The 14,139-nt window shown below is 37.4% G+C and carries 14 protein-coding genes; 10 read left to right on the top strand and 4 right to left on the bottom strand.

Annotation, left to right across the window (positions count from 1 at the left end):
• Positions 1–13: 13 nt before the first annotated feature.
• From FVQ77_00200 to FVQ77_00215, 4 genes are all read left to right on the top strand, one after another.
• Positions 14–1,072 carry a peptidoglycan DD-metalloendopeptidase family protein gene (locus FVQ77_00200; GenBank protein ID MBW8048769.1) on the top strand — a complete coding sequence of 353 codons (1,059 nt, stop codon included), beginning with the start codon at positions 14–16 and terminating at the stop codon, positions 1,070–1,072.
• A gap of 46 nt (positions 1,073–1,118) precedes the next feature.
• A complete protein-coding gene (gene preA, locus FVQ77_00205; GenBank protein ID MBW8048770.1) occupies positions 1,119–2,486 on the top strand; it encodes an NAD-dependent dihydropyrimidine dehydrogenase subunit PreA in 1,368 nt (455 codons plus the stop codon).
• 79 nt (positions 2,487–2,565) lie between these two features.
• Positions 2,566–3,444 carry an ABC transporter ATP-binding protein gene (locus FVQ77_00210; GenBank protein ID MBW8048771.1) on the top strand — a complete coding sequence of 293 codons (879 nt, stop codon included), beginning with the start codon at positions 2,566–2,568 and terminating at the stop codon, positions 3,442–3,444.
• Positions 3,437–7,174, top strand: coding sequence for a hypothetical protein (locus FVQ77_00215; GenBank protein MBW8048772.1), 3,738 nt, complete (start codon positions 3,437–3,439; stop codon positions 7,172–7,174). Before FVQ77_00210 ends, FVQ77_00215 begins: the two co-directional genes overlap by 8 nt.
• Before the next feature lie 27 nt (positions 7,175–7,201).
• Here FVQ77_00215 and FVQ77_00220 read toward each other — a convergent pair whose 3' ends face one another.
• Together FVQ77_00220 and FVQ77_00225 are read right to left on the bottom strand one after the other, a co-directional pair.
• On the bottom strand, positions 7,202–7,681 hold the full coding sequence (locus FVQ77_00220; protein MBW8048773.1) for a hypothetical protein: 480 nt from the start codon (positions 7,679–7,681) through the stop codon (positions 7,202–7,204).
• A gap of 105 nt (positions 7,682–7,786) precedes the next feature.
• Positions 7,787–7,996: a membrane protein insertion efficiency factor YidD gene (locus tag FVQ77_00225; protein ID MBW8048774.1), complete on the bottom strand. Its 210-nt coding sequence runs from the start codon at positions 7,994–7,996 to the stop codon at positions 7,787–7,789.
• Positions 7,997–8,031: 35 nt separating this feature from the next.
• On the opposite strand from FVQ77_00225, the gene FVQ77_00230 reads away from it, so the two are divergent.
• The 4 genes from FVQ77_00230 (at position 8,032) to FVQ77_00245 (ending at position 10,443) form a co-directional block, all read left to right on the top strand.
• Positions 8,032–8,445, top strand: a complete 414-nt coding sequence (locus FVQ77_00230) for a nucleoside deaminase (GenBank protein ID MBW8048775.1) — start codon at positions 8,032–8,034, stop codon at positions 8,443–8,445.
• A 411-nt stretch (positions 8,446–8,856) separates the two neighbouring features.
• On the top strand, positions 8,857–9,486 hold the full coding sequence (locus tag FVQ77_00235; protein ID MBW8048776.1) for a superoxide dismutase: 630 nt from the start codon (positions 8,857–8,859) through the stop codon (positions 9,484–9,486).
• Position 9,487: 1 nt separating this feature from the next.
• Positions 9,488–9,784 (top strand): hypothetical protein, encoded by a 297-nt coding sequence (locus FVQ77_00240; GenBank protein ID MBW8048777.1) that lies wholly within the window; start codon positions 9,488–9,490, stop codon positions 9,782–9,784.
• The gene (locus FVQ77_00245) at positions 9,748–10,443 is read left to right on the top strand and encodes a nucleotidyl transferase AbiEii/AbiGii toxin family protein (protein ID MBW8048778.1); all 696 of its coding nucleotides are present in this window, start codon (positions 9,748–9,750) and stop codon (positions 10,441–10,443) included. The genes FVQ77_00240 and FVQ77_00245 overlap by 37 nt, the downstream gene beginning before the upstream one ends.
• A gap of 39 nt (positions 10,444–10,482) precedes the next feature.
• Here the strand turns inward: FVQ77_00245 and FVQ77_00250 are convergent, their stop codons facing one another.
• Positions 10,483–11,073, bottom strand: coding sequence for a hypothetical protein (locus tag FVQ77_00250; protein MBW8048779.1), 591 nt, complete (start codon positions 11,071–11,073; stop codon positions 10,483–10,485).
• 416 nt (positions 11,074–11,489) lie between these two features.
• Here FVQ77_00250 and FVQ77_00255 point away from each other — a divergent pair, with 416 nt between their 5' ends.
• Both FVQ77_00255 and FVQ77_00260 read left to right on the top strand, forming a co-directional pair.
• Positions 11,490–12,029 carry a hypothetical protein gene (locus FVQ77_00255; protein MBW8048780.1) on the top strand — a complete coding sequence of 180 codons (540 nt, stop codon included), beginning with the start codon at positions 11,490–11,492 and terminating at the stop codon, positions 12,027–12,029.
• A gap of 517 nt (positions 12,030–12,546) precedes the next feature.
• The gene (locus tag FVQ77_00260) at positions 12,547–13,392 is read left to right on the top strand and encodes a hypothetical protein (protein ID MBW8048781.1); all 846 of its coding nucleotides are present in this window, start codon (positions 12,547–12,549) and stop codon (positions 13,390–13,392) included.
• 263 nt (positions 13,393–13,655) lie between these two features.
• Here the strand turns inward: FVQ77_00260 and FVQ77_00265 are convergent, their stop codons facing one another.
• On the bottom strand, positions 13,656–14,135 hold the full coding sequence (locus FVQ77_00265; protein MBW8048782.1) for a hypothetical protein: 480 nt from the start codon (positions 14,133–14,135) through the stop codon (positions 13,656–13,658).
• Positions 14,136–14,139: the final 4 nt, after the last annotated feature.

The following is a 14,139-nucleotide window of genomic DNA, read 5'->3' on the forward strand; positions in this document are numbered from 1 at the left end:
AATAATAAATAGAATGAACTCACTGAAAGCATTAGGACTGATTTACGCTGTTGTCATCTGGACAATTGTGGTGATATTAATAGGATTTTTGATTTATAGAATTTATAAAGTTTTCCTTAAAAAATCAGACAGAAAACCTATCGGACAGATTACCGGAAATTGGTATCCCAAAGTCCTAAAAATTCTATTCGGACTTTCAATGTTGCTAACAATTGTATACGCTCCGTTTTATGCTTATGTTGGCTCAGCATTTAAATTTATTATACCGAACTACCTAAACAACCTGCTTGTAATCATTACTTTCTTGGTTGCCGGTTTGGAATGTTTTCTCACTTTGACCATTTCAGAAAAACTTATCCAGAAAATCTACAAAAAAGTCATCCTGACAATTATTGTAATTATTATGCTTCCTCTTTCTGTCTATCTGACAATCTACATACCTCACATGTTTGCGTATCTTTCAGAAAAGGAGTGCTATCTCGTTGACTTACCAGTAAAAGGCATATGGACAGCAGGACATGCAGGTGGTTCAGAAATTGTAAACTATCACTGTGCTGTAAAAGCTCAAATGTATGCAATGGATATTGTTAAAGTAAATAATAATGGACAATTCTTTGAGGGAGAAGGAAAAGATATAACGGATTTTTATACGATGGGAGAAAACATATACTCACCGGTATCAGGAATAGTAGTAAGTGTTGTTGATAGTTTACCAAATGCTGGTATTACTTTTATGCCAATGGACACTTTGAATCCAGCCGGAAACCATGTTGTAATAGAATTTAAAAAAGACAGATATGTTTTCCTTGCACACCTTGACAAAAAATCTGTTAAAGTTAAAGAAGGTGATCGAGTCAAAGCAGGTAACCTAATCGCACAAGCAGGTAACTCAGGAAATACTTCATGGCCTCATTTACACATGCACATCCAGGACAAATCAATAATTGATAACGAAAACGCAATAGGATTTCCATACAGATTTAAAAAAATGGAAAGAAAGCGTTGGTTGACTTGGACGACAGTAACGAATGATTTTTTAGTGAGAAATGACTTTTTTAAAAATGCTGAATGACAATGAATTACTACTAATCCAAAACACTCACAAACTTTAATAAACCATGATTGACTTAACAACAAACCTCGCAGGAATAAAATCCCCAAACCCCTTTTGGCTGGCATCTGCGCCACCGACCAATTCCGGATACCAGGTGATGAAAGCATTTGACAAGGGCTGGGGTGGAGCCGTATGGAAAACGGTAGGCGTACCCATTGTAAATGTCTCCAGCCGTTATGGTGGCGTGAATTACAACGGACAGCGCCTGATCGGGCTAAACAATATTGAATTAATAACAGACCGCCCGCTCAAAGATAATTTGAAAGATATGGAAGAAGTAAAAAAGCACTTCCCCGATAATGCCGTTGTTGCTTCCTTAATGGTTGAATCAAAAGAAGAATGGCATCAAATAGTAAAAGATGTTGAGAATGCAGGGGCAGATGGAATAGAGCTGAATTTCGGCTGCCCTCATGGCATGTGCGAACGCGGGATGGGCTCGGCTGTGGGCCAGGAACCTGAAGTGTTGACAACCATCGTATCCTGGGTGAAAGAAGCAGCTACTGTACCTGTAATTGTTAAATTAAGCCCCAATATTAGTTTCATCACAGACCCTGCTGTTGCTGCCAACAAAGGCGGAGGCGATGCGATCTCATTAGTAAATACTTTTCAGAGTCTTGTTGGCGTTGACCTGGATAAATTTGTTCCTTACCCGGTAGTGAATGGGCAAAGTACAAATGGTGGTTATTGCGGTCCCGCAATTAAGCCCATTGCTTTAAATATGGTTAAAAATTGCGCCCTGCATCCGGATGTGAGGCTGCCCATCTCCGGGATCGGTGGCATTTCAACCTGGCGGGATGCGGTAGAATTTATGCTTTTAGGCGCTTCTAATGTACAGGTTTGCACTGCTGTGATGCATTTTGGTTTTGGAATAATAGATGAACTGATCAGCGGTTTGAAGATATACATGCAGGATAAAGGATTTACCAAAGTAACCGATCTTGTGGGCAAAGCTTTACCTAATGTATCGGAATGGGGTGACCTGGATCTAAGCTACAAGGTTATTGCTGAAATTAATAAAGATAAATGTATTGGCTGCCAGCTTTGTTATATCGCTTGTGAAGACGGGGCACACCAGGCGATTGGATTAGTAGAACAGAATGATGTTCCGTTTAAAAAGGAGGATGGCAGCGAAGGCATTGGCAGCGACAGGGTTCCTTATATTATTGAAGAGAATTGTGTGGGATGTAATCTGTGCTCATTAGTTTGTCCTGTAGAGGATTGTATCACCATGGTTGAAAGAGACACAGGCAAACCATCTGAAACCTGGAACCAACGGATTGAAAAAGGAACCATACCTACTGAATTTAATGATAAGCTTGCAGGGGGGATTGGGCATTTTACTCCCAAACCTGCGGATGCGTTGAAAAAGTAAGAAAAAAATGCCACAAAGACGTACTAGATACACAAAGGTAATTTTACATATTTTGTGCCTTAGTTAGTGGCAAGAAAAAATGGAATTAAAAATCAATAATCTATCAAAAACTTATCCGAATGGTGTAGAGGCGTTAAAAAATGTCTCCTTAACGATTCCTACTGGCATGTTTGGTTTACTTGGGCCGAATGGCGCAGGTAAATCAACCTTAATGCGCATCATTGCTACTTTACAGCAAGCAGATACGGGTTCTGTTTATCTTGATGATCTAAACGTATTGGACCAAAAGGATGAAGTTAGAAAATTATTGGGATATCTACCGCAGGAATTTGGCTTGTACCCAAAAGTAACTGCTGAAGGTTTGTTGAATCATTTTGCAGTATTAAAAGGTGTTTCTAATCCTAAAGAAAGAAAAGAAGTGATCCATGGTTTACTTCAATTAACCAATTTATATGAGGTGAGAAAGAAAAATCTGGGAACTTTTTCCGGAGGTATGAAACAACGGTTTGGTATTGCACAAGCACTTTTAGGCGACCCAAAGTTGATCATTGTAGATGAACCTACGGCAGGGTTAGACCCTGCTGAGCGCATACGGTTTCATAACCTGCTGAGTGAAATCGGGGAAAATGTCATTGTTATACTTTCTACGCATATTGTGGATGATGTAAGTGATCTATGCAGCAGCATGGCAATCATTCATCTTGGAGAGGTGCTCTTAACCGGAAGCCCTTTGCAGCTTATGAATGATCTGAAAGGCAAAGTGTGGGAAAAAGTAATTGAGAAAGATCAGCTAAAAGCGTATAAGGATAAATTTAATGTTATCTCTGCCAGGTTGTTTGCCGGCAAGTCCCTGATCCATGTGTATAGTGAACAAAAACCGGATAAATCTTTTGAGACGGTACCACCTGAATTGGAAGATGTATATTTTTCTACTATTACAAAAGATATTCATGTTTAAAGAAATTTTCTTTTTTGAACTTAAATACCGCTTCAAGCGCCCTGCCAATTACATATATTTTGGCATTTTCTTTTTGCTGACTTTCCTGGCAGTGAATGGAATGGCCGGGGGTTTCAAAGGAGTGGTCATCAGTGTTGGCAGCGGAGGCGGAGGGAAAGTACTGGCAAACTCACCATATCAAATTTATCTCCTGATAACTCTTCTAAGTTATTTTGGCATTTTGGTGACTTCAGCCATTATGGGCAATCCTGTTTACAGGGATTTTGAACACCAAACGCATTCTTTATTCTATTCAAAACCTATTTCTAAATTCGGATATTTAGCGGGCAGGTTTTTGGGTTCATTGGTAATTGCTTTTTTGGTTTTTTTAGGTCTTGGAATAGGGATTTTAACTGCTTCATGGATGCCGTGGTTAGACCAGGATTATATTGGTCCATTTTATGCAATGGCTTATGTGCAGCCCTATTTAGTTACAGTACTTCCCAACCTGATATTTACAGGCGCTATCTTTTTTGCATTAGCCACGCTCACCAGGAATATTCTTTCTACTTATGTTGGAAGTGTTGTTTTCTTAGTCTTGTATTTTATGGGGCTCAGCCTTCTTTCTGACCTGGAAAATGAAACTATTGCAGCATTATTAGATCCATTTGGAGAAAGCGCTACCGGATTAGCAACAAAATATTGGACAGTAGCTGAAAAGAATACATTGATCATTCCATTTACCGGGCACTTATTTTTCAACAGAATTATCTGGTTAAGTGCCGGTGTATTGATCTTTGCTTTTGCATATAAAAAATTCAGCTTCTCTTATTTTATTTCAGAAAAGAGATCTAGGAAAAAATTGAAGCAGCAAACTTTAGAAACTGAAACAATAGATTGGGCAGGGAAATTTTTAATACCACGAGCAACCAGGATATTTTCCTTTTCTACAAATTTAGTACAATATATTAAACTTACAGGGCAGGAATTAAAAGGAATTGTAAAGAACGTTTACTTTATAGCCATACTATTTGCCGGTGTAGTGCTGATGTTTGTTAATGGAAGCCAGGTTGGAAAGTTTTATGGAACAACTACCTATCCCGTTACCTACCAGGTTATTTCAATAATAAGCGGCTCTTTCGGCTTGTTTTTTCTTATTATTATTATCTTTTATGCCGGTGAATTGGTTTGGAGAGAACGTACAACCAAGATCAATCAGATTTTTGATGCCCTACCCATCCCTAACTGGGTGCCGTTTAGTTCTAAATTAACTGCTTTGATCCTGCTTCAGGTCGTATTACTCTTAGTAGTAATGCTGTGTGGTTTAATCATCCAGGTATTTAAGGGGTATTATCATTTTGAGACCGGTCTATATGTAAAATCATTATTCGGATTACAATTTATAGAACTTGCCTTGCTTTGTGTATTAGCCATGCTGGTCCAGGTAATCGTAAATCATAAATATCTTGGACATTTTATCATGGTTGTATATTTTTTGGTGAGCATTTTTATGGCGCAATTTGGTTGGGAACATAAACTATATGATTACGCTGATGATCCGGGATATACCTATTCTGATATGAATGGCTTTGGACATTTTATCTTGCCGATTGGGTGGTTTAAAATTTACTGGACGGCTTTTGCAGTATCATTAGCGATATTGTCTAACCTTTTCTGGGTACGGGGGTTGGAAACAAGCCTTAAATGGCGGACTCAACTTGCAAGAAGACAATTTGTTAAGCCCACAAAAATAGCTTTTATCTTAGCTTTATTGGTATTCTTTATTTCCGGTGGTTTTATTTTTTACAATACCAATATCTTAAATGAATATATGACCAGCAACGAAAGAGAAGAACTAAGTGTAGAATATGAAAAGCGATATAAAAAGTTTGAAAATTCACCACAACCGCGTATAACAGATGTAAATGTCAACGTAGATATCTACCCACTTAGCAGAGATGTTGCATTTAAAGGACATTATATTTTAAAAAATAAAACCAACGAGGCTATTGATTCTATCCATATTGATATAAATCGCAACATAACTATTAATGATATGTCTTTTGACAGGAATCATAAAATGGTTTTGGAAGATGAGAAGATAGGGTACTACATAGTTGAATTATCAAAACCATTATTGCCGGGTGAAAATGTAGTGCTTCAATTTGATTTAGCTTTCACTACGAAAGGGTTCAAAAATAGCGGCTCCAATACAAGTATCGTTGAAAACGGGACATTTTTACATAGTAACAGCTATTTACCCGCTATTGGCTACAACGAAGGCGGAGAATTAAGTGATGATGATACCCGTAAAAAACATGGCCTGAAACCTAAAGAACGTATGGCTTTAGTAAATGACAGCAATGCAAGGTTGAATAATTATATCTCACATGATGCTGATTGGATTACTTTTGAAGCTACTATAAGTACCAGCCCGGATCAGATTGCTATAGCGCCTGGTTATTTACAACGTGAATGGACAGAGGGTAACAGAAGATACTTTCATTATAAAATGGACTGTAAAATTTTGAATTTTTATTCTTTCCTATCTGCAAGGTATGAAGTTATAAGAGATAGCTACGGCCCTACCAGCCCCCCTAACAGCCCCCCTAAATCCCCCCAAAGGGGGGCTGTTAGGGGGGCTATTGAAATTTATTACCATAAAGGACATGAATACAACCTGGATGCTATGGTAAAAGCTATTAAAAGATCTTTGGATTATTATACAGAAAATTTCTCACCCTACCAGCATAAGCAAGTCAGGATACTGGAATTTCCCCGCTATGCTTCATTTGCACAATCATTTCCTAATACCATTCCTTATTCAGAAGCAATAGGTTTTATTGCACAGGTAGATGAGGATGATGAAGATGATATTGATTATCCCTTTTATGTTACAGCCCATGAAGTAGCGCACCAATGGTGGGCTCACCAGGTGATAGGAGGGAATGTACAAGGCGCTACGGTGATGTCTGAAACCATGTCTCAATATTCAGCCTTGATGGTGATGGAAAAAGAGTTTGGAAAGGAAAAAATGAAGAAATTTCTTAAATATGAATTGGACAGATATTTAAGAGGTAGAAGTTTTGAACGAAAAAAGGAACTGCCGTTGATATTGGTAGAAGGACAGGGATATATTCATTATCAGAAAGGTGGGTTGGTAATGTACGCATTGCGTGATTACATAGGAGAGGATTCATTAAATGAAGCGTTAAGAAAATATATCAAAGCAGTAGCTTATCAACAACCCCCATATACCAATTCACTGGAATTTTTAAGCTATATCAAATCAGCTACCCCCGATTCTCTGCAATATATAATAAAGGATATGTTTGAAACGATTACCTTGTATGAAAACAAAACCAATGAAGCTGTACTTAAAAAACGCCCGGATGGTAAGTATGCTGTTAAGATTAAGGTAGCGTCTAAAAAGTTACGGGCTGACAGTTTGGGAAATGAAAAAGAGATCCCTGTTAACGACTGGATAGATATTGGGATATTTGGTAAATCCGAATTGAAAGCAGAGACGCCCAATTTGGACGTCTCTGCTTTCAATTCGGAAAAAAACTCTAATTCGGATAAATCCTCTATTGGTAAGCCTTTGTACCTGAAAAAACATAAAATTAACCAGCCGGAAATGGAATTTGAAATTATTGTAGACGAGCTTCCCTGGAAAGCCGGCATAGATCCCTATAATAAATTAATTGACCGTGATTCGGGAGATAATGTAAAGAAGGTAGGGGCTGGTTGATCTGTTTAGAAATTAATAATGATAATTTTAGTAATTTCTATCAACCAACTCAAGCAGCTCAATAAATTTTTTGCTTCTCAGAGACACGATCTTTCTCTCTGCCCCGATCATTGCTTTCATATAACCGCCTTTATAGTAGCGCCTGAAGAAAGGGCCGGTAAAAAGTATTGCATCTAAAACGGTGTATTCAAACGCGAAGTACACACCGGCAGCTACAAGCAGTCCATTTAAAACAAACGAGTTGATCCCATTTTTAATATCACCATAGTAAATCTGTCCGGCACCGGGCAATAGCATACTTAAATTCTTTGCTGCTCGGGGCCTGATCTTATTGACCTTATTTATTTCACTAAATATTTTGACGATTTTGGCGCTGTCTGATCTTTCTGTGAGCTGTTTGAAATAACGTTCAGATGAGTTAAGCGCTCCGATTTTAAAATTAATGACAGCCAGATAAAAAAGTTTTTTCCTGTAAAAATATCCGGAGAGTGAATCATTGATGTCCAATAAACGGAGGAGTGCATAGTGATAGTCATTTTGTAAGGGAAATATTAATGATCGTCAACAATAATAGCTTCAATTTCATTGTTTAGATTTTTTTTAAATATGGAATCAACATGTGGATAGAAAAAGGCAAGTCGTTCGTATTCCCTGGAAGCTAACAGGTGCTTTTGTGAAGCAGACAAATGTTTTGCATATTTTAATGGATAAAATTCCATATTCACTGCAGGAAGGATGAAAATTACATATACCTGTCAGATCTTGTGATGAAATAAAATATTTATAGTAATATTGTTTTGACCAAATTGTTTGTAAAAAAATACTTTTTTATTTTGAAACCAAGTAATGAATATTTCATGAAAGAAGCATACAAGCAGGCAAAGTATGCTTTTGATGAGGGAGAAATACCTATCGGAGCTGTGATTGTGTGTAATAATAAAGTGATCGCACGGGCACATAACCAGTCTGAAATATTGAGGGATTTTACTGCGCATGCTGAAATGATCGCTTTTACGGCTGCTTCGGATTACCTTGGTGGAAAAAATCTCAGCGATTGTACTTTATACGTAACCCTTGAGCCTTGCCTGATGTGTGCAGGCGCCTGCTATTGGGCCCAGATAAAAAAACTTGTAGTTGGCGCTCCCGATCCAAAAAGAGGTTTTAAAAAGGTCAAAGCAAATATTTTACATCCTAAAACAGAAATTGTTTCCGGAATAATGGATAGAGAATGTGGGAAACTGATCACTGATTTTTTTGATAAAATAAGGTAGTTTATCACTATTGTCCGGGAAAATTTAGAACATAACTTTCCCTGTCTGTCTCAGGCAGATAAGTTGTTTAAAAATAATAGTTGGTCCCGCCTCAGGCGGGAGCAGCAAGCAGTTGGCAAAATGGTAGTTCGCAACAAGAAAACAAAGAACTTCGCAACAAGTCAGAAGAAGTAGGACGAATGTTGAATCACATGATAGAAAATCCTGAAAAGTATCGATCAAGATAGTAGGCAATTTTGCCAATTGCCCATTGCCAACTGCCAACTTCTCTATAAAGCCGACTGCTCCCGAGTACTCGGGATGTATAATTTTTTTTAATCTATTTTCAAAGTATATGTTCTTTTGTGGTTTTGCTATATAGTTCTTATATTTGCAAAATTAAATATGTACCACCTCTAAAAACAGAAAATTATGGAAAATGTAGCTGCAAAAACAGCATTCGAACTGCCGGCTTTGCCTTATGCACCTGACGCATTGGAGCCGCATATCGATAAAATGACCATGGAAATACATCGTGGCAAGCACCACAATGCTTATACCACTAAATTAAATGACGCTATTGATGGCACTGAATTGGCTGATAAGTCTATTGAGGAGATATTGAAAAATATCAGCAAACATTCCGGAGCGGTCAGGAATAACGGTGGCGGTTATTATAATCATAGTCTTTTTTGGACCATCATGTCTCCTAACGGTGGCGGACAACCTTCAGGCGACCTGTTAAACGCAATTAATGGTAGCTTTGGTTCTTTTGATAAGTTCAGGGAAGAATTTTCAAACGCTGCTGCCACCAGGTTCGGTTCCGGCTGGGCATGGCTGGGTGTGAAAAATGATGGCAATCTTTGCGTTTGCTCCACTCCCAACCAGGATAATCCACTGATGGATATTGCTGAATGTGCCTGCACACCCATTTTAGGTTTGGATGTATGGGAACATGCTTACTATTTAAACTATCAGAACAGACGACCTGATTACATTGCAGCCTGGTGGAATGTGGTGAGTTGGGAGGAAGTATCCCGAAGGTTTGCAGAGGTTAAATAAAATGAACTACTCTAAAACCATAGACGGATTAAGTGACCAGGCATTCTGGGATGTGCATTTTGATAAGCTGGACCCGAAGCGACATAATAACTTTATCGTGATGAAGGTTTTTGATTATGGTAATTGGGATGACGTATTATCGGTTTTGGGTTATTATGGAAAAGATAGAGTGCGAAAGTGCTTGATTAATGCAGATTACTTGCAGGAGCATTCAATTGATTTGGCCAGATGGCTTTTAGATGTAAAACCTTCCGATTTTAAATGCTTTACGAAAAAACAGTTACATCAGACATCCTAAGAGTGCTGGAAAAAATAAGTGGGATAGATGAATTAGAAAAATTCCAGCTTGTAGGGGGAACGGCTCTTGCCTTGCAACTAGGTCATCGTCAGTCGTTTGACCTTGATTTTTTTGCTGAAAGGGGCTTCAATAAAGAATACCTGGAATTACGGCTTAGAGCGCTGTTCCCTGAAAAAAAAGATTTAAGTCAGTCAATTAATGGCTTCTCCTGTAAGTTAGACGGAGTGAGATGTGATTTTTACGATTGGAAAACGGGTTATATAAGGGAGCCGGTAGATTTTAAGGGAATAAAAATCGCGTCAACAGAAGATATTGCTGCTTTTAAATTGGATGCTATAACCAGGCGTACAACAATCAAAGATTTTTGGGATATTGCTGAGTTATTGGATAGGTATTCTATCAAGGAAATGATAATGTTTTACAAAGAAAAGTACCCATACCAGGATATAAGAATTGTTATGGATTCGTTGCCCAAAGTTGAAAAAATAACAGAAAAGCCAGAGTATAAGATATTTAAGAATTGCACTTTAAAAGACGTAAATAAAAAGATAGAAACAGCAACGAAAGAATATATTGCAAATCAAATAAAGCAGAAAAAGGAAAAACAAGAGGAGCGGGTAAAAAAAGCAGAAAAACTTATAGAGCGAAAACAGTTGTGATTTGCTTTCAAAATGTATCTTTGACGTATTGATAAACTTTTAAGACACTTTTTTCTTTTTAATCTGCTCCGCTATTCTTACAATAAAATTCTCTATCGTTTCCCCAGCTTGTATTTTATTGTTTTCCAGTGCTCCGGAGAAACTGTCTAAAAGGCCCTTATATTCCGCGAATGTCTTTTCCAGCAGTTTTTCATCTCCGGTTTCCCAATAGTGGCCTTCATCGGTTAAAGAAAAATCCTGCAGGTATTTTTTGCTGACATGACGTAAAAAATTAATGATTGTTTTATGAACATCCACCCCTGCATACTGTGTTTTAGTGAAGATTGAATAAATAAGTTCTTTATCCTTTTCATTTCCCGTTTTCAGGTAATACTCCAGCATGAAAGGGTTTGCCATAATCCCGTTGGAAAGGAAACAAAGCATCACCGGTTCGCTTTGAGGAGGAGAAAAGAGGCAGCCGTAGATGTCTTCATTAAAAGACTTCTTTCCAAAACATTTCACAGGGAATGTCCTTTTAAAAATGTGATACTTCCATTTGTGTATTTCCGCGGTATCTTTTACTTCGTCTATCATTTTTGAAAGCGAAGCGTTGCTGCGAAACTTGCCTTTGTAATAAATGCTTAGTCCCATTGATTTTGGTTAGTTGGAAAGTGTTTTTTGCCACAAAAGCACAAAAGCACTAAATCCCACTAAAAATTAACTAATTGATTTTCAGGGTTTTGTGGGATTTAGTGCTTTGGTGTTTTAGTGGCATTTTTATTTTTTGGACTTTTTAGAGTGGACTCAAATAGTAAAATTAAATTCATGGCAAAAGTACTTCATCTCTCACAGAATATCAACCAAATTTATTTTATAAAAAAAACATCACTAAAAATTTGTATATTAAAAAACCATCCAATACCTTCGCCCGCAATTTTTGATCCACGCCTGTAGGCGCGGGATCAATATTTAATTTATTATTTAAACAAACACGGAACACGGAACGTACAGACGCCCAAATTGGGCGTCTCAACATTCCTCAAATTCCTCAAAACAAATTAATTATCATGAACAAGACAATAAAAAAAATTTTAGCAATTACAGCAATAGCTTTGATTGCTATGCCTTTGTTTTACAGTTGTAAGAAAGGCGAAAATGACCCGTTTATTTCTTTACGTTCCAGGGATAAACGAATTACCGGGGAATGGAAATTGGTTTCAGCTGAAGAAACTTCTACTTGGAGTCGTGACTTTGGATTTGGCGCTACTAGTGGTTCAACTACTACTATTTATGATGGTAAGACATCAGTTACAACCGGGGGTGGTTCTTCCTTATACACATTAACCATAACTTTTGAAAAAGATGGAACTGCCACTTATAAGGAAGATGATGATGGTGATATTGAAGACGTCACAGACGAATGGTTTTGGTTAGATTCGAAGAAAAACAAAACGACCATTTCTCATCCATTTGGATTTTTTGTAGTTGATCAACTTAAGAACAAAGAATTAATTTTAAAAGATTCCGGAACAAATAATCAAAGTGGGTCTGGATGGTATGACAATAATTCATGGGAAGAAACCTGGACTTTTGAAAAACAAAAGTAAATTTCTTCATAAAGGAATATAATAAAAAAGCCCTGCTCCCGAGTACTCGGGACGGGGCTTTTTTTCAACTACATGAATGTTTTTTTAAAAGAATAAAAATCGTTAAATTTGATTAGTACAATCAGAGTCTCCCGGAAATCCTAAATTCAAACATATTACTATCTTAAAAAGGGGACTCTGATGGGACTCCTTAAAAATATTAGAATATATTTTTCGCACACATCAGAGTCCCCTGTTCAGGTTTTTGGTATGACTGCCTGCAACGTGTAGGCTTTTCGAAAGGCAAGCAGGTACGAAGTTTGTATTGGCGGGAGACTCTGATGGGACTGAAATTTATTTTATAAAAAAACATCACTAAAAATTTGTATATTAAAAAACCATCCAATACCTTTGCCCGCAGTTTTTGATCCACGCCTGTAGGCGCGGGATAAATATTTAACTTATTATTTAAACAAACACGGAACGTACAGACGCCCAAATTGGGCGTCTCAACATTCCTCAAAACAAATTAATTATCATGAAAACAATTAAAAGATCTTTAGTGGTAATAGCCACTTGTTTATTGGTTTTAGCAGTTATGGAAAGTTGTAAAAAAACCGCAACACCAAAAAAGTTAGACGGTAAATGGAAAGCTACAAAAGGTACGAGTACTCGTACAAGTACACAAAAATTGACGTGGTTGGGGTGTACACCAAATGATTGCAGCAGTACCTCAACTACTACCGAAACTTTTGATGGTGCTACCTGGACGGGTACAATGACATCTTCGAGTACTGATGGGAATGGAATTGTCACACCTAATCCGGACGTACCCATTGATGATAAGGAAACCATGTCTTTATCTTTTGATAAAAAGAACGGTACCTTTGAGCAATCATTTGTAGGGACTAATACTTATAAAAATCCTTATTGGAGCAATGTATATGATGATACTACCGCAGCTCCTCTATATAATGGTGGCGCTCTGGATCGAAAAGATGTTACTTCATCAACCGGAACGATGAAAGGAGATTTTCAGGTTACGGGAGGACTTGGTGATACTGATAAGAAATCTCAGTTTATTCTTTTTGGGACATCATGGACTGATAATTGGACTTCAACTTATTCCTACTTCCTGACTGGTACTGATAGTTCTGTTAATGTTACGAATTTGTATGTCCAAGATTGGCCTAATTATATTAAAGTGCCAACATCTGAATCAGGTACAGATGGTTCAATCGGAGAATCAAGTGATGGAGATGTATGGACTGTAACAGAGAACAAAAAAGGTACAATGACAATGAACCAAACTGAAAGTTCTACTAATTCAGATGGAAGCAACACCTCTTCTTATACCGAGGAATTAACTCTGGAAAAGGAATAATATCAGTTTTAGTTGATAAAATAGTGTAGTAGAGGCTATTTTTGAGAGTTTAAAAAATTGTTGTACTTATTTATATAAAAAGCCCTGATCCCGGGTATTCGGGAGGGGCTTTTTTTCAACTACATGAATGTTTTTTTAAAAGAATAAAAATCGTTAAATTAGTAATTACCTTTTGGGCATCTCTAAAAACTACACCATACATTCCCCTCTATCAAGAGGGGCAAGGGGTGTGTTTTAAAAAATATGTAGTTTTTAGAGATGCCCTAATTACCTTTTTTAAAAAACACCCCCATCCCCAGCCTGAACACAAACGCATTTGATAGAACATAATAGTCTGCATTTGCCTCAACAGCCCAGTGATCGTTAAGCATAAAATCATTTCCCAGACCGAATGAAACATCAAAACTACTTCCCTTTAGTGGGGCTTTTACCAAATAATAACCTTTACTTCTTAAAAAAAAGGTTTCAGAAAAATATAACCTTAGACCGAGCGCTGCAGCGCTTCTGCTTAAAGAATTAAAATACTCAAAACCCCCGGATAAGGCGAATTTATCAGCAGCAAAGTAGTTAAGGTCAAATCCAAAGCCAACGCTTTTACCAAAATTCTTGAATGGCTTTTTGTTGTTTGTATTGTATAGATTAACCCCACCGTTTAGCAGAAAATCTCCCTGGTAAGGTTGGGCATTTGCTGTTAAAACACAACTCATTGCCGCTACAAAGACAGAAAATTTGAATGCTTTCATAGAC

This window comes from Cytophagales bacterium, assembly GCA_019456305.1.
In the GTDB taxonomy this organism is placed as follows: Bacteria; Bacteroidota; Bacteroidia; order Cytophagales; family VRUD01; genus VRUD01.